Source organism: Cupriavidus sp. UYPR2.512 (assembly GCF_000379565.1).
Taxonomy (GTDB): Bacteria; Pseudomonadota; Gammaproteobacteria; order Burkholderiales; family Burkholderiaceae; genus Cupriavidus.
The window spans coordinates 1-15,945 of record NZ_KB903202.1 but is presented as its reverse complement, the minus strand read 5'-3'; the positions used below and the strand labels follow the sequence as shown (position 1 = coordinate 15,945).

The window sequence follows — 15,945 nt, the reverse complement described above, 5'->3', positions numbered from 1 at the left end:
AGGCGATCTCGCGGCCCAGTTCCTCTGCCACGCGCACGCACTGCTCGATCTGCTGCACCGAGGTCATGCGCTTGCCGTGCTGGTCGATGATGGTGTCCTCGATGCCGCAGCGCGGATGCAGGCCCATCGCCATGGCCATCATGTTGAACGGCAGCACGTTCTTCAGCAGCGACTCGGCGGTCAGCGTGCAGCCGTCCGGCGCGCGGTGCACGAAGTTGAAGAAGTTGAACGGGTTGGGGCCGTCGAAGCCGCCGCCGATGCCGATCCAGGTCAGGTTCAGCGGGCCGGTGTAGGCGCCGCTGCGCACCAGGCGCTCGAGCGTTTCGAGTGCGTGGATGCCAGTGAGCTGGAAGTGCGGCTGGATGCGTGAAGCCTGCAGGCGGCGCAGGTGCTCTTCCACCCAGCCGGGGCCGGCCGGCACGGTCATTTCACGGTAGGCGGCCTGGTAGGCCGGCTGCTCCAGCGAGGTGCCCTTCAGGTACTCCGGATAGAGGAGTTCCATGATGTTCATCTGGGTGGTGTTGATCGCCACCGTCACCTGGTCGGGTTTCGGGGTGAGTTCCGCGAGCATGTGGCGGGTGTCATCGGACAGCCACTTGGCGGCCTCACCTTCGTCTTCGGGGGCAAACGAGATCGAACCGCCGACCTGGATGATCATGTCCGGCACCGCGGCGCGCACGCCGGCGATCAGCTCGTTGAATTTGGACAGGCGCTTGGAGCCCTTGCCGTCGAGTTCGCGCACGTGCAGGTGCAGCACGGTGGCGCCTGCGTTGTAGCAATCCACGGCCTTCTGCACCTGTTCTTCCATGGTCACCGGGATGTCTTCCGGGAAGTCCTGCGGCATCCACTCCGGGCCATACGGGGCCGCCGTGATGACCACTTTGTCCTGGTTCTCCGGATGCAGGGAATCGTCGAGAAATTGCATGGTCTCCTCCTGATTGTGAGTGGCGCGTTCCGACGCGCCAGTTTGGCGGTGTTGATCCAATGGCCACGATTTGACGCGCATGGCCGCGCTTTCACTTGAACGTCGTTGACCCGTCTTCCACTTGCGAGCAGATGCGGGCCACGCAATCGGCATCCGGAAGGCCGGCACGGTAGGCAAGCAGCAGGTCGAAGGGGCGATCCTCATGCCGACCAGCGCGCTTGCCGGGCGCTGTGCTGGTGTTCGCGGCGCAGTAAGGGGCGTTGATCTTGTCCCAGTCCGCGTCGGTCAGATGGCGCCGCGCCGCCGGGAGGATGACGCCTTCCTCACGCCCCATGAGCGCCCAGGCGAACTGCGCGTAGTGATCTACCTTGCTCAGCAGCTCGGCCAGCGGGCCGCCTGCCGCGAACTTCTCGACGGCTTCGGCCAGTGCTTCTGCCCATTGCGCATCGCGTTCGTGCTGGCGCTCCAGCTCGTCGAGTTCGGCGTCGGCCCTGGCCGTGCGCCGGCGCAGGCGGCCAAAGAGGCAGGCCTGCTTGCGCGCATGGTGTCGCGCGACCGGGAAGGCCTGGATAAACCGGATCATGCTTCGCATCACCTCCACGTCCGCGGCGGTGCCATGGTCGTTCGCGGCCATGAGCATGTCCAGCCAGGCGCGCAATACGGCACTGAGAGCGCGGTGCTCGTCGCGGATGCACTGGATTGCCGGCACTAGCTTCGCAGACGGGGAATTCGGCATGACGAACACCGGAATACCGGCCGCAAGCACGGCCGGGAGCAGCGATCCTGGCATCGCGCCGGAATTGCCGCCGTGTCCGTGGGCGCCGATGAAAACCAGGTCGCAGCCGGCCTCACGGGCCGCCGCGAGGATAGCGGCTTGCGGGTTGGCGCCAATGGTGCCAGCCGACGCACATGGCACCCCGTGTGCGCGCGCGACTGACTCGGCCTTGCCGAGCAGCTCGCGGCCGCGGTTCACCCGGCCGTACGGCGTTGCGACGGCCAGGTGCGGTGCATGGACAAACGTAATGCGTGCGTCCGCAATGCGCGCCAGCTCGATGGCCCCGATGACGGTAGCCATGGCTTCGCCCGTTTCATCGACGGGGACCAGCAGGTGGCGGCACGTGATGGCGTCGGCACCGGGGCAAGGCTGGCTCATGCCAGCGCCCCGACCAGCACACGCCCCAACGCGCTCACGTCCGTGAATTGCATCCCATGCCTCGCGTTCAGTTTCGACCTGGACGCATACTAGGCCGCGGCCGCATCGTGCGCCCCCTCCGCGGAGGAGGGGGGCGATTGCCATGCGGCGTTGTCGTGTGCCTATAATGAGGCACCCAATTTCGAGCCAGGCACGCCGCCCCAAACGGCAGGGCGCAGTAACGGACTATGTGGACGATGCGGACGATGCATTGCCCCGCAGGCAGTCCGGCATGCACGCCCCGGGGAGCGCCGCATCCAAGCTAACCGGTACCTGCCAGATGACCTCAGTGAACCGCGGCGCGGGTGCCGCGTTTTCCGAGCTTGCGCTCAAGACCATGCCGCCGCGCGCGCCGCGGCACCTGCTTGCGCGGGCGCGCCTCAATCTCGACAGCGATGCGCTGCGCGACCGGCAGGTGGTTGTCGTGCAGGCGCCGCCGGGCTTCGGCAAGACGCTGCTGCTTGCGCAATGGCGCCGAGAGTACCTGGCGCGCGGTGCCCCCGTCGCCTGGGTTTCCGCGGAGGCCCATGACGATCCCCTGCATTTCCTGCAGTGCCTCGTGCTTGCCGTGCGCGCGGGTTGCGCACGGCCGGGTTTCGGCCGCACGCTGCTCGAAGGCGCAGCCGCGGCGCCGGGCGGCACCGAGGGGCTGACGGCCTGGCTTGCCGAGGTGGCCCAGACGTCGCTGGACCTCATGCTGATCGTCGATGAAGCCGATCGTCTCTCGCAAGATGGGTTTCCGGCATTGCTTTACTTGCTGCACAACGCGCCGCCCAATCTGCGCATCGTGGTCGCGGCGCGCAGCGGATTCGATACGGCCGTCTTCGACCTGACGGCGTATGGTCAATGCGCCTGCATCGGGCCCGAAGCGCTGCGTTTCCGTTTCGACGAAACCATGGCCCTCGTGCGCAGTCGCTTCGGCGACCGGGTGGATGCGGACAGCTGCGCGCGGCTGCACGAGATGACCGATGGATGGCCGCTCGGCCTGCAACTCGTGCTGGCGGCCATGGAGCGCGGCGCCGATCCGCGCAGCGTCATCGATACCATGTCGGCCCGCCCGGCCGATGAGGGCGAGCACCTGGTCGGCGGCCTGATTGCCAGGCTTGCGCCCGACGACGTCGCCTTCCTCACCCGCATCGCCGTCGTGGATCACCTTCACCCCGACCTGTGCGTTGCGCTGACAGGCAGCGAGCAGGCGTCCGGACAGCTGGCGCGGCTGGTCCGCGAGACACCCATCTTTGTGTCCGGCGACGACAGCGACTGGTGTCGGCTGCACACGCTGGCGCGCAGCGCCCTGCAGGTGCGCCTGGCCGAGCTGCCTGGCGAGGCGCTGACCGAGCTGCATGTCCGCGCGACGCACTGGCTGGCCGCGCACGGTATGGCCGAGGAAGCCGGGCGCCACGCGCACGCGGCAGGCCAGCACGAGCTGGCCTTCGAGCTGGCGGGACGCTCGCTTTACGACGCCGTGATGCAGGGGCGACTCACGACCGTTCTCGAATGGCTCGATCGTCTCCCCGATGCGGAACTGGACCGGCATCCTGGCCTGCGTATGGCCGCCGCCTGGGTGCTGGCGCTTGGCGAGCGGCATGCGGAGGCCGAGTCGCTGGTGGCGCGCCTGCTCGAAGGGGCAGGCGCCGATACCGCCTTGCGCTACGAATGCGCACTGATACTGAGCGTAGCGGCCTACTACGCAGACCAGCCAGACCGTTGCCTCGCGCTGCTGGAACCGTGGCTCCAGCCCCCCGCTCTGCACGACCCGCGGCTGGCCCAGATGCATGCCAACCGCCTGGCGATGGCGGCGATCCTGCAAGGGCAAACAGGGAATGCGCGACGCCATCTGCAGCTCGCGCCGCGCGGCGACCTCGGCGAGGGTCATCGCTACGCGGCGCGCTGGGGCGAGTTCGTGGTCGGACTGAGCTACCTGCGTGAAGGGCAGGTGATGTTAAGCGAAGAGGTCCTGCGGCCCGCCCTCGCAAGCGCGGAAGCGGATCTCGGCCGCCGCCATCCTCTCGCCTGCATGCTGGCGTCGCTGCTGGCCGCGGCGGTCTATGAGCGCGACCGGGTCGACGAAGCGGGCGCGCTGCTTGCCAACCGGCTCGACGTGCTGGAGCGGTCCGGCACGTCGGAAACGTCGTTGCTGGCGTACCTGAGCGCTGCGCGCGTGGCGGCCGCGCAAGGCGTCGAGCACCGTGCACTCGACCTGCTCGAAGCCTTGCACGCGGTGGGCATCGCGCGCCGGACGCCGCGGCTTTGCATCGCGAGCCTCGCGGATCAGGTGCGCATGCATGCGGGGCGCTTCCGTGCCGAGACGTGCCGCGCCCTGATCACCCGCATTGACGAACTCGTTGCGCAAGTCGAAGCAGACCATGGCCCGCTGTGGCGCCGGGATGTGTCGCTGTTGCAAGTCATGGCGCATGCCAACGCGGCGATAGCCGCTCAGGACTGGCCAGCCGCTGCCGACGCCCTGGACCGTGCCGCGCCTTTGGCCGAGGCCATGAAACTCGGGCGCCGGCGCATCGAGATCATGGCACTGAAGGCGTTCGTGCGTCATCGCAACGGCGAAGACAGCCGGGCGCTGCTGCAGGAAGCGATGAACCTGGCACAGACCTACGGCTTTGCCCGCATATTCGTCGATGCGCACCCGGCGCTGGCCGATTGGGCCAGGCGTGTCGCAGACGAGGACGCCGGGAAGGCCGGGAAAGCGGACGCTGGCCAGATGGCGCCGGTTGCACGCATACCGCGCCGCGCGGAACGCCCTGCGACGCAGCCGCGCGCCGTTGCCAGCACGGTGTTGACGCCCAAGGAACGCGAAGTCCTTGAACTGCTCGCGCGCAATCTCTCCAACAAGGAAATCGCGCAGGCCATCGGGGTGGGCGAGGTCACCGCCAAGTGGCATGTGAAGAACCTGTTCGGCAAACTCAGCGCCGGCACGCGCAAGCACGCCGTGCGGCGCGCCCAGCTGCTGGGGCTGCTGGAAGGTCTCGAGTAACTTCGCCCTGCCGCGGCCCTCGCGCTTGCCGGCGGGCCGCACGGCTCGCCCCCTCCTCCGCGCAGGGGGCGCGATCGCTCTCAGTCTCCGGATAATCGGAGCCCTGCAGCGGCGATCAAATGGAACCGGTCCTCATGACAATGAAACGCAGTCTCTATCGCGGCCGCGACGTGCGGCGCGCCCAGAACATTGCCGAGCTGCGCGCGATGGCGGCCGCGCGCCTGCCCAACTTCTGCCTTGAATACCTGGAGGGCGGCGCGGACGACGAACTGAGCCTGAGCCGTAATCGCGCCAGCTATGACGCGATCGCCTTCGCGCCGCGCACGCTGGTCGATGTTTCAGTGCGCGATTCCGGCTGCCTGCTGTTCGGCGAGCGCATCGCCATGCCCGCGGTCGTTGCGCCGACCGGCTTCAACGGACTGCTGGCGCATGAGGGCGACCTGGCACTTGCACACGCCGCGCGCGATGCAGGCATTCCCATGTGCCAGAGCATGGTGTCGACGGTCGCGCTCGAGCGGGTTGCCGAGACCGGCGTACGGCACTGGATGCAGATCTATCCATTCAAGGATCGCGCGAACCTGGCGGGCATTGTCAGGCGTGCCGAAGCGGCCGGCTCCGAAGCCATTGTGGTGACCACGGACGTTCCCGTGCTTGGCAACCGGGAATGGGACCGGCGCAACTATCGGGCGCCGATGAAGCTTGATTTTGCCAACCTGGTCAACGTCGCCATGCGGCCCGCCTGGTGGTGGGACGTTCTGGTGCCGCATGGCATGCCGCGCTTCCGGAATCTAGGCGACGTCCTTCCACCCGGCCGGGACGACGCCCGCAACGCGGCAACCTTCCTGTCGAAGCAGATGGACCCCTCGCTGAGCTGGCAGGACGTGCAGTGGTTGCGCGACCTGTGGCCGCGCAAGCTCATCCTCAAGGGCATCATGCGGCCCGACGATGCGCTGCGGGCCCGGGCGTTGGGCGTCGATGCCCTGGTCATCACCAACCACGGCGGTCGCCAGCTCGACAGCTGCGTCGCGCCCATCGAGGTGCTTCCCGCGATCCGTGCCGCGGTCGGCCCCGGGATGACGTTGATCGTCGACAGCGGCCTGCGGCGCGGCAGCGATTTCGTCAAGGCACGCGCGCTGGGAGCGGATGCGGCAATGTCAGGCCGCGCCACGCTGTATGGCCTGGCGGCTGGCGGCAAGGCGGGCGTCGCGCACGCGCTGGCGATACTGCGTGCCGAGATCGACCGCACGCTCGGCTTGCTGGGCTGCCCAGCGCTGACGGATCTGGCTGCGGACTGGGTCAGCATGCCAGGCGTGACGCGCAGCGCCTAGCGCACACGTTCTGGCGCCGATTGCTGACGGCGCCATGCCGTTACGCTGCAGCCGAAGCGTGTGGCAAACCACCTTGAGAAGGCACTGAGCGAAGAGAAGCCCAGCAAGGTCGCAACATCCGACAAGGGCCGTTCGCTATTCGCGACGTATCGCGATACAAGATCGGCCCTGACCGCATCGACGACGGACAGATAGTTCTCGCCATAGCCAGCCAGATGGCGATGCATCGTCTTGCGGTCAATGCCAAGCTGGCGGGCCACCTGCTCGGCCCCGCACTCGCCTGTCGGCAACAGGGCGAACACCAGCTTGCGGACCTTGTCAGGCATGGTCGAATCGGACTGCGCCAGTTTGGTATCCAGGAATTCGCGTGCATGACGGGCCAGCGCCGCATCGTAGGCCGGACCGGCTACGTCGAGGTCTGCAGCGGACAGCAAAATGCCATTGAAATCCTGGCGGAACCGGACCGGTATGCCGAACAGGCGCCGATGTGTGGCAAGGCTGGCCGGTGCGGCGTGGGTGAAACAGATGCTGCGCGGCTTCCAGGTCGTCCCCGACAGCAGCTTGAACAGCCGGAACCAGAGGCAAATGATGAACTCCGTCGATTGCCGCATGGAGCCCTGCACACTTACCAGGAATTCAGGCTTGACGACCGCGATGTCCCCGACTTCCTCGATGCGCAAGTCCAGCGCTTCATTCAGCAAATGCAGATAGCGCGCCATCGCTTCCAGGGCGTTGCGCAGGGTGGCGCCCTCGCGCATCACCATCCATAGCGGTCCCAGGCTGGTCAGCTGGCGGGCTTCCGCTACGCGCAGTCCAAGGTCCTCGACGCCCGCGAACTGCGCCGAATCCTCGAGCAATTGCATGACCGACTTTGCCGGGACCCGGATATCCGGGTCCACCAGGGCCGTCGGGCTGATCCCTGCCTGCCGCAATTGCCGGTAGGGATCCAGGCCGACCTGGCGGGCCACGTCGACAAATTCCGTCAGGTTCACGTGTTGCAGCGGCGTCGACATAGGAGTTCCCCCAGGGTGCCCCAAAATGTAAAGTGCCTGCCCCGGAATGTCAACGCATCGCGCGCCACTTCTTCAATACTCTGCTTCGAACTTCACCATTTGACGGAGTCGCCATGCGAGTCGAGCAACTTACCTGTGCCATTGGCGCCGAACTGGTCGGCGTCAGCCTCGTCGATGCCATTCACGATGACGGCATATTCGCCGGCATCCGGGAGGCGCTGCTCAGGCACCGTGTACTGTTCCTGCGTGACCAGGACATAACGGCCGGCGAGCACGTAGCCTTTGCACGCCGCTTTGGCGAACTTGAGGATCATCCGGTGGCGGGGAGCGATCCCGAGCATCCCGGGCTGGTGCGCATCTACAAAAGCCCCGAGCAGCCCACCCCGCGTTACGAGAATTCCTGGCACACGGATGCCACCTGGCGCGAGGCGCCGCCGCTTGCCAGCATCCTGCGTTGCCGGGAATGCCCGCCAGTTGGTGGCGACACCATGTGGGCCAATATGGTCCTGGCCTATGAGAACCTGCCGCAACACGTCAAGGCGGAGATTGCTGACCTGCGTGCACGCCACAGTATCGAGGCAACTTTCGGCGCGGCCATGCCGATCGAAAAGCGCCTTGCGCTGAAGGAACAGTTTCCGGACGCCGAGCATCCCGTCGTCCGGACGCATCCCGAGACCGGCGAGAAGGTGTTGTTCGTGAACGGCTTTACCACCCACTTCACGAACTTCCATACACCTGAGCGCGTCCGCTTCGGGCAGGACTTCAGCCTGGGGGCCTCTGACCTGCTGCGCTACCTGATCACCCAGGCCTACATTCCGGAGCATCAGGTGCGCTGGCGCTGGACCACGAACAGCGTGGCGATCTGGGACAACCGATCCACCCAGCACTACGCGGTCATGGACTACCCGCCGTGCCATCGCAGGATGGACCGTGCCACCGTGATCGGGGACCGCCCATTCTGAGCAACAGGCTGCAGCGTGGTACCTGGACCCCTTCAACCCATTGCAACAACCCGTTGCAACACCCATCGAGAATGACAATGAGCCATACTGATCCTGAATTGCTCAAGGGCAAGGTCGCCGTCATCACGGGCGCCGGCCGTGGCATCGGGCGCACCATTGCGCTTGCCTACGCCAGCGCCGGAGCCGCGGTCGTATGCAGCGCCCGCAACGAGGCCGACATCGCACAGACGGCCGCGCTGATCCGCGAAGCCGGTGGCCAGGCCATTGCGCATGCTGCCGACGTGGCGGACTACGCGACGGTGGCGGCCCTGTTCCAGCGCGCCGGCGATGCATTCGGCGGTGTCGATATCGTGGTCGCCAATGCCGGCGTCGCGCTCGAACAGCGCAGGATCGCAGACGGCGACCCTGCGCTCTGGCGCAAGACCATCGATATCAACCTGACCGGTGCTTACCATACCGCCCATGCCGCCATTCCCCACCTGCGCCGCCGCGGGGCGGGCAAGATCATCATGATCGGCTCCGGCCAGGGCAGGCGGCCCAATGCGGGCTTCTCCGCCTATTCATGCTCCAAGGCCGGTCTGTGGATGCTGACCCAGTCCCTGGCGACGGAACTGCAGGAGGACAACATCAGCGTCAATGAGCTGATTCCGGGGCCGGTCAGGACGGACATGACGCGCGATGTCGCAGTGCCGCCCGGCGAATGGTTCAAGGAGCCGGGGGATGTCATCCCGCTCGCGCTGTTCCTGGCCAGCATGCCCGATGTCGGCCCAAGCGCCCAGAGCTACAGCCTGATGCGCCGCGCCTGAAGCCAGACCGGGCATGCATTCCGCTCCAGCGACAACCGCAGGCTGCATGGCTATGCAGCCGCTGCCCATGCAAGGAGGCCTATGAGCCGCTTAGTCCGCAGCGCTACGCTGTCTCGTTATGCCGAGGTTGCCCGCTCGGTGGGACTGGATCCACTAGAGATGCTGGCCGAAGTCGGGCTGCCCCGAAGCTGCCTGGACGCCGAAGACAACCTGATCTCCGCCAGCGCCGTCTGCCGGCTGCTCGAGGTGTCCGCGGCAGCATCCGGCGCCGAAGACTTCGGCCTGCGCATGGGCGAGAGCCGTCAGTTGTCGGTCCTTGGGCCGCTCGGCATGGCTGTGCGGGATTCTCCGACCTTGCGCGACGCGCTCAGTGCGATGGTGCGCTACATCGCTCTGCACAGCGAGGCTCTGGTCCTTGGCGTGGAAGAAAGAGACGGCGCCTTTGTCATAGGCATGTCGCTGATGGCCGAGTACGCCGGTTCGACGCGTCAGGCCGACGAAATGGTGCTGGGCTCGCTCTATCGGATGCTCAGGGAACTGATCGGCCCAGGCTGGCGCGCGCGCCGCATCTGCCTTTCGCACCGTACCCCAAGGAACCTGTCATCCTACCTGCGTGTGTTCGGCGGGGCGGTGGACTTCGGTTGCGACTTCAACGGCATTGTCTGCGCGTTGAAAGACATGGAGGCAGTGCCGCCCGCCGCGCGCCCGGAGCTCGCGCGGTATGCGCATGCGTACCTGGACTCGCTGACCGCGCATGCGTCCCCGTCCATGACCGAAAAAGTCAGGCGCATGGTGCTGTCCTTGCTCCCTACGGGAAACTGCAGCGTTGAACGGGTTGCCGGCCAGCTCGGCATCGACCGGCGCACGCTCCACCGCAAGCTGTTGCAGGAAGACGCGACCTTCAGCGACATCCTTGACGAAGTCCGGGTCACGCTTGCGGTCCAGTATCTCGGCCATCCGGAGCGTTCGGTCAGCTACGTCGCCGTGTTGCTCGGGTTCTCGATGCAGAGCGCATTTTCCCGCTGGTTCCGCGGTCATTTTGGCTGCAGTCCGAGCGCGTGGCGCGCCGGAGGCGCGCCGCCGGCCGGGCCCGTTCTGCCCCGGCCGATGTTGCTGGCGAGCCCGGAGCAGCGGGTGTAGCGCGGCAATGCTCAAGCCGCCCGCGGCCAGACAATGCGGTGTTCTTCTTCGATCGACAGTGTCAGGGCGGTGTCAGTGGCGATAAAGTTCGCTTCGTCCGGTTTGACCGATTCGCGGAAGAACGGCGAGCGTATCGCGGCCTGCAGCGCGGCGGCATCCTCGAACCAGATCTGCGCCGCGCCGTCGAAGCGCGGCTCGACGGTGGTCGGCTGCATGGCACTCTGCACATAGCGGCGCAGGCGCGGTACCGATGCGGCCAGTGGCCCATGTGTGCCACGCCAGTAGCGCAACATGGCTTCCTGGCTCAGGCTTTGCATGCGCTTGAAGAAGGTAATTCTCTTTGGCAACGATTCATCCGCGCTGATCGGGCGGCCGGCAAGCATGACGTGATCGATGGTCTGCAGGCGCACGCCATGCACGGGATCGACCAGGTTGCCCGCCCCCGCCAGTGCCGATCTGCCGTATCCCGCGCTGCGCATGAGGCTGTCGACAGCGGCCGCATCCTCGACCCAGATCTCGTCCACGCTGCAGTACGGCTCGGCGTGGCCCGGGACAGGCTGCACAGTGTTCTGGACATAGCGGCGCACACCTGGCAGGCCTGCGACCAGCGGTGCGTGCACATCGCGCCAGTAGCGCAGGAATTCGCTGCGGTCCGCATCGGCGCGCCGCTTGCACAGGAAAATGAGATGAATCATGTGGCGCAGCCTCCGTTGGTTGTGGCGGGGGTACGTTCCAGGGCATCGAGAATGCGCGCGAAACGCGCCTCCAGGCGCGGCCGCATGCGTGTCGGCGTGAAGATATAGAACTCGCCCGCGCGAATTGCGTCCAGCGCCTGGCTGGCCACCAGTTCCGGGGCCGTGCCGGCGGCAACACTGGCCTTGAACGGTTCGCTTGCATGGCTTGAGCGTTCCGCGATGGGGGTCTTCACCGGGCCGGGGCAAAGCACCGAGACACCAATGCCGGTGCCGCGGAGTTCCTGTTCAAGCGACTCGGAGAGGGCCACCACGCTGTATTTTGTTGCCGCGTAGGCACCCATTGGAAAATCGCCGTTCACCCAGAAGCCCGCGCCGGACGCCGTGTTGACAAAATGGGCCGGCTCGCCGTGCCGGTGCAGCAGCGGCAGGAAATGACGGATGCCGTGAATCACGCCGAACACGTTGATACCGAAAGCGCGGGTCCAGTCCTGCTGGGATAGCGAAGCCAGTTCGCCGCTCATATCGATACCGGCATTATTGAAGACCAGATGCACGCGGCCCAGCTGTGCCTCGAATTCCGCTGCGGCATCGCGCACGTCCGCTTCCGACGAAACGTCGAGTACGCGTGTGCAGATGCGCCTGCCGGTCGATGCGAGCCGGGCGCGCGCCGCGTCGAGCCCGCGTGCGTCGATGTCGGCAAGCGCAAGGTCGGCACCTTGAGCCGCCAGTGCCTCTGCCAGGGCCAGGCCGATGCCGGACGCGGCGCCGGTAATGATTGCGGCCTTGCCCTGGAAATCGTGAAGGCGGGGGCGGGCGCCGGGATCGGCCGTGCCGGTTGTCTCCGGCGCGTCGTTGCTGGTGATATCTGGATGGATCATGGACATTGGCGTGAAGGGCTGCGGCTCAGCCAAGCGTGGGTTCCGGCGACAGGCGCACAAGCTGCTTGCCGATATTCTTGCCGGTGAACAACCGGTTCAGCGCGGCAGGCGCCTGCTCGATGCCGTCGACCATGTCGACCTGGTACTTGAGCTGGCCGTCCCTGACCCATTTCGCCAGGACTTCCACGGCTTCCGGAAATCTCGAACGGTAGTCGGCAATGAGGAAACCTTCGATGCGCGCGCGTTTCATGATGACGTTGCGGAACATCTTCGGGCTCCACCAGTCACCGCTTGCGTTGTAGGTCGAGATCATCCCGCAAAGCGCGATGCGGGCGCCCGGGTTGATGAGCGCCAGCACGGCATCCATGGTGTCCCCGCCCACGTTCTCGAAATCGACGTCGATGCCGTCCGGGCAGGCGGCGCGAAGATCGGCAAGCAGGTTGCCGCCCTTGTAGTCGACACAGGCATCCAGGCCGTACTCCTCCTTGACGAGCCGGCATTTGCTCTCGCCGCCCGCGACGCCGACCACCCGGCAACCGAGTATCTTGCCGATCTGCCCGGCGATCGAGCCGACGCCGCCCGCGGCGGCCGACACGACTATGGTGTCGCCGGCCTTCGGCCTGGCAATGTCGAGCATGCCGAAGTAGGCGGTCATGCCGGAGTTGCCCAGTACGCTCGCGAATGCGTGCAGAGGCAGGTCGTACTCCACCGGGACGCGCCTGGCGGTCCTTGTCACCGAGTACTCTTCCCAGGCCATGCCGCCTTCGACGATGTCGCCAGGCTTGAAGTCCGGATGCCTGGACTCGATGACCACGCCCATGGTGACGCCGCGCATCACCTCGCCAAGGGCCACCGGTGCCATGTACTGGTCGATCTGGCTCATCCACACGCGATTGGTCGGCGCGACCATGAGGTAGATGTTGCGCACCAGGATCTCGCCGTCTTCCGGCTTTGGCAGCGGTGTTTCAACGAGCTGCAGGTCGTCGTCGCAGACATCGCCGACGGGGCGCTGCCTGAGGATCCAGCGCCGGTTCATTTTCTTCATGGGTGCTTCTCCAGGGTTTGCGGCCGGCGGCTCAGTCTTCCAGCGCGCCGTATACGATGTTGCGCAGCAGTGACCGGTACCCGGTGCGGGTCGCCAGGTCGTTCTCCTGCAGCATCAGGATGGCGAGCAGTTGCTCCTGCGGGTCTGCCCAGAAATAGGTCCCGAGTGCACCGCCCCAGTAAAAATCGCCGACGGAACCTGGCACCGGGCACAGGCCCCGCTCGGTGCGCACACCCACGGCAAGGCCGTGCCCCTGTCCCAGGTCAGGCAACGGTGCGTTGATGCCAAGTCCTCGTGTCGAACCACCGTAGTCCGCACCCGGCGGCAGATGGTTGCCAAGCATCAGGTCGACGCTCTTTCTCGAAAGCACGCGCACGCGATCGAGCACGCCGCCATTGAGCAGCATCTGGCAGAAGCGCGCGTAGTCGCCGGCCGTGGACAGCAGGCCGGCGCCGCCGGAATGCCACCGGGGCGGATTGTCTTCGTCATAGGCGAACAGCGCGCTGGACATGGCGGAATCGCGAAACGGCAAGGCCAGGCCTGCACCGTCCTGCCTGATCAAGCGGAAGCCGGTTGCATGCATGCCCAGCGGTTGCGTCACGCGCTCGGCGACGAAGCGGTCGAGGTCCATGCCGGAGACGATTTCGATGATGCGGCCAAGCACGTCGGTGGACATGCCGTACTCGAAGACCTCGCCCGGCTGGCATTGCAGCGGGAGGGCCGCCAGCTTCGCGACCATCTCGGCATTGCTCTGCCTAGGATCCATCAGGCCGTTTTCGCGATACTGGCGCTGCACCAGCGAATCACCGAACTGCCCGTAAGTCAGGCCGGATGTGTGCCGGAACAGGTCGTGAACGGTCATGGCGCGCCGCACCGGCTCGAGCGCAAGGCGGCGCCCGCCGGTGTTCGCGTCGACCGTCTCGACGCCGACCTGCACGCGGGCGAACTCGGGGATGTAATGTGCGACCGGGTCGTTCAGTGCCAGGCGGCCTTCTTCCATCAATATCAGCGCCGCGACGCCGACGACTGGCCGGGTCATTGCAGCAATGCGAAAGACGGAATGGCGTTGCATCGGACGCGTCGGTGCATCCGCATGTTCGAAGCCAAATGCCTCGAACCATGCGATTCGGCCTTTACGCGCGACCAGCACGACAGCCCCCGGGATCTTGCGCCGATCGACATCGGCATTGAGCACCGACGAGATGGCCTGCAGCCGCCGCGCGGAAAGTCCTGCCTCTTCGGGGGTATCGGCACGGTCCAGGGGGCAGGTCTTGAGAGGCAATGCAGGCTCCTTCATGTTTCGACGGACCGCGCGGGGGGCAGGTATCGAGGTATCGGCGCGGCGTGCTGTGCCGCGAGGTATGTGTGCCGATTCTAGGTAGCGGGGCGGTCTGGCGGATGATGCTCGGGGTCTTTGCCGTGACCATCGGGGACACTGCACGTGCGTTGCGCGAGATTGCGCTTGCTCTCCCGCGATGCGGGAGAGCGGAGCAAACAGCAAGCCCGTTTGGTCTGGCGAACCAGCACAGCCCGGGCTGCGACCTCAGGGCTGGATGTGGTAGGTCTTGACGATGCCGGCGTTGCGATCGAATTCGGTACGCAGAGCCTGGCCCAGCTGGGCGGGGGACTGGGCAGGCACCGTCTCGAAGCCGAGCCCGATAATCCTTTCCTGCACCTTGGGTGTGGCCGCTGCCTTGTACACAGCCGCCTGGATCTTCTGGACCACGTCTGCGGGCACCTGGGCCGACACGAAGACGCCGGCCCAGTTGTTGAAGTCAATGTCCGGATAGCCCATCTCGGCAAAGGTCGGCACCTGCGGCAGCATCGGCGAGCGCTGCTTTGCTGCCAGGGCATAGGCCTGCAGCTTGCCGGCCTTGATCATCGGCAGCGAGGTCACCATGCCGTCGTACATCACAGTGATCTGTCCGCCCATCACCTGGGTCAGCGCCGGCGGCGAGCCGGCAAACGGCACGTGCTGCAGGTCCATGCCGGCCTTCTGGTTCATGATCAGGCCGGCATATTGGGCCACCGTGCCTGCGCTGTAGGAAGCAAAGCTCAGCTGGCCCGGATGGGCCTTCACATAGCCCACCAGGGCCGGCAGGTCCTTGGCCGGCAGGCTCGTCGAGCCGACCAGCAGCAGGGTCGACTTGGCCACGGCGGCCACGGGCTTCACATCCTTCATTGGATCAAAGGAGACCTTCATCACATGCGGGATCTCCGTGAGCACATTGGTGGTCGACAGCAGGATGGTCTGGCCGTCGGGCGGTGCCGCCAGCATGGTGTTGATCGCGATAGAGCCGCCGGCGCCCGGCTTGTTGTCGACCACTACGGGCTGGCCCAGTTCTGCCGTGAGCTGTTCGGACAGCAAGCGCGCCAAGACGTCCATGGTGCCGCCAGCGGGCGCGGGAATCAGCACCCGGACGGGTTTGTTGGTCCATGCCATGGCCACGGGCATGGCCAGGGTCAGAACAGCGCAGACGGCGGCGCGGCGCGCGCGCAAGAGGGTAGGGCGGATTGGCATGTGTGTCTCCCCATTTTGGGTGTTGGATGTGGAAAGCCCGTGGGATCGGATCTGGATTCTTCGTCGGTGGTCATGCCTCCCCGAAGGCTTGTACCTGAGTGAAAGTATCGGCCAATGGCGTGCAGGCCCTTCACCATCGGGGGCATCTTTTTGACGTTTCGGGACAGCTAGGGAAAGCACGATGCCGTGTTCCTGTTCGGGGTCGGGATACATGCTCCGGACGGGCGCTCCGATGTATTCGGCGGCACATGATCCGGACCGCCCCGGCTCGGGAGTAAAAAAAGGGTCTTCGTCGATTTGCGGGCATGGGGTTTTTGGGTTTTGGCACTGCGGTTGGGTGGCGGGCGTGGCGGGCGTGGGCTGTTTCGCCGGCGCAGCCGGCGAGTCACTTCTTGTCCGAGCGACAAGAAGTAACCAAGAAACGCGTCGCCTATGCGGCTGGCAATCCATT

The 15,945-nt window shown here is 66.0% G+C and carries 13 protein-coding genes; 5 read left to right on the top strand and 8 right to left on the bottom strand.

Features of this window, described 5'->3' with window-relative positions:
* A partial coding sequence (locus tag A3A5_RS0135870) for a 3-keto-5-aminohexanoate cleavage protein (protein ID WP_018315251.1) occupies positions 1–925 on the bottom strand: 925 nt, incomplete at its 3' end.
* A gap of 91 nt (positions 926–1,016) precedes the next feature.
* Positions 1,017–2,078, bottom strand: coding sequence for a universal stress protein (locus A3A5_RS0135865; RefSeq protein ID WP_018315250.1), 1,062 nt, complete (start codon positions 2,076–2,078; stop codon positions 1,017–1,019).
* Positions 2,079–2,397: 319 nt separating this feature from the next.
* Here A3A5_RS0135865 and A3A5_RS0135860 point away from each other — a divergent pair, with 319 nt between their 5' ends.
* Together A3A5_RS0135860 and A3A5_RS0135855 are read left to right on the top strand one after the other, a co-directional pair.
* On the top strand, positions 2,398–5,106 hold the full coding sequence (locus A3A5_RS0135860) for a LuxR C-terminal-related transcriptional regulator (RefSeq protein WP_018315249.1): 2,709 nt from the start codon (positions 2,398–2,400) through the stop codon (positions 5,104–5,106).
* A 140-nt stretch (positions 5,107–5,246) separates the two neighbouring features.
* On the top strand, positions 5,247–6,434 hold the full coding sequence (locus A3A5_RS0135855; protein ID WP_198293204.1) for an alpha-hydroxy acid oxidase: 1,188 nt from the start codon (positions 5,247–5,249) through the stop codon (positions 6,432–6,434).
* On the opposite strand, the gene A3A5_RS0135850 is transcribed toward A3A5_RS0135855, so the two are convergent.
* Positions 6,431–7,447, bottom strand: a complete 1,017-nt coding sequence (locus A3A5_RS0135850; protein WP_018315247.1) for an AraC family transcriptional regulator — start codon at positions 7,445–7,447, stop codon at positions 6,431–6,433. The two genes, A3A5_RS0135855 and A3A5_RS0135850, sit on opposite strands and share 4 nt — an antisense overlap.
* 113 nt (positions 7,448–7,560) lie before the next feature.
* Between A3A5_RS0135850 and A3A5_RS0135845 the strand changes: the two genes are divergently transcribed.
* The 3 genes from A3A5_RS0135845 to A3A5_RS0135835 all read left to right on the top strand — a co-directional run bounded on the left by A3A5_RS0135845 (position 7,561) and on the right by A3A5_RS0135835 (position 10,355).
* Positions 7,561–8,409: a TauD/TfdA family dioxygenase gene (locus A3A5_RS0135845; RefSeq protein ID WP_026201459.1), complete on the top strand. Its 849-nt coding sequence runs from the start codon at positions 7,561–7,563 to the stop codon at positions 8,407–8,409.
* A 77-nt stretch (positions 8,410–8,486) separates the two neighbouring features.
* Positions 8,487–9,215 (top strand): SDR family NAD(P)-dependent oxidoreductase, encoded by a 729-nt coding sequence (locus A3A5_RS0135840; RefSeq protein WP_018315244.1) that lies wholly within the window; start codon positions 8,487–8,489, stop codon positions 9,213–9,215.
* Positions 9,216–9,296: 81 nt separating this feature from the next.
* Positions 9,297–10,355, top strand: coding sequence for an AraC family transcriptional regulator (locus A3A5_RS0135835; RefSeq protein WP_018315243.1), 1,059 nt, complete (start codon positions 9,297–9,299; stop codon positions 10,353–10,355).
* An 11-nt stretch (positions 10,356–10,366) separates the two neighbouring features.
* Here the strand turns inward: A3A5_RS0135835 and A3A5_RS0135830 are convergent, their stop codons facing one another.
* The 5 genes from A3A5_RS0135830 to A3A5_RS0135810 all read right to left on the bottom strand — a co-directional run bounded on the left by A3A5_RS0135830 (position 10,367) and on the right by A3A5_RS0135810 (position 15,494).
* The gene (locus tag A3A5_RS0135830; protein ID WP_018315242.1) at positions 10,367–11,050 is read right to left on the bottom strand and encodes an EthD family reductase; all 684 of its coding nucleotides are present in this window, start codon (positions 11,048–11,050) and stop codon (positions 10,367–10,369) included.
* Positions 11,047–11,928, bottom strand: coding sequence for an SDR family NAD(P)-dependent oxidoreductase (locus A3A5_RS0135825; protein ID WP_157637402.1), 882 nt, complete (start codon positions 11,926–11,928; stop codon positions 11,047–11,049). Before A3A5_RS0135825 ends, A3A5_RS0135830 begins: the two co-directional genes overlap by 4 nt.
* Positions 11,929–11,953: 25 nt before the next feature.
* On the bottom strand, positions 11,954–12,973 hold the full coding sequence (locus A3A5_RS0135820; RefSeq protein WP_018315240.1) for an NADP-dependent oxidoreductase: 1,020 nt from the start codon (positions 12,971–12,973) through the stop codon (positions 11,954–11,956).
* Between the two features lie 31 nt (positions 12,974–13,004).
* Positions 13,005–14,255: a serine hydrolase gene (locus A3A5_RS0135815; RefSeq protein WP_018315239.1), complete on the bottom strand. Its 1,251-nt coding sequence runs from the start codon at positions 14,253–14,255 to the stop codon at positions 13,005–13,007.
* A gap of 261 nt (positions 14,256–14,516) precedes the next feature.
* Positions 14,517–15,494, bottom strand: coding sequence for a tripartite tricarboxylate transporter substrate binding protein (locus tag A3A5_RS0135810; protein WP_026201458.1), 978 nt, complete (start codon positions 15,492–15,494; stop codon positions 14,517–14,519).
* Positions 15,495–15,945: the final 451 nt, after the last annotated feature.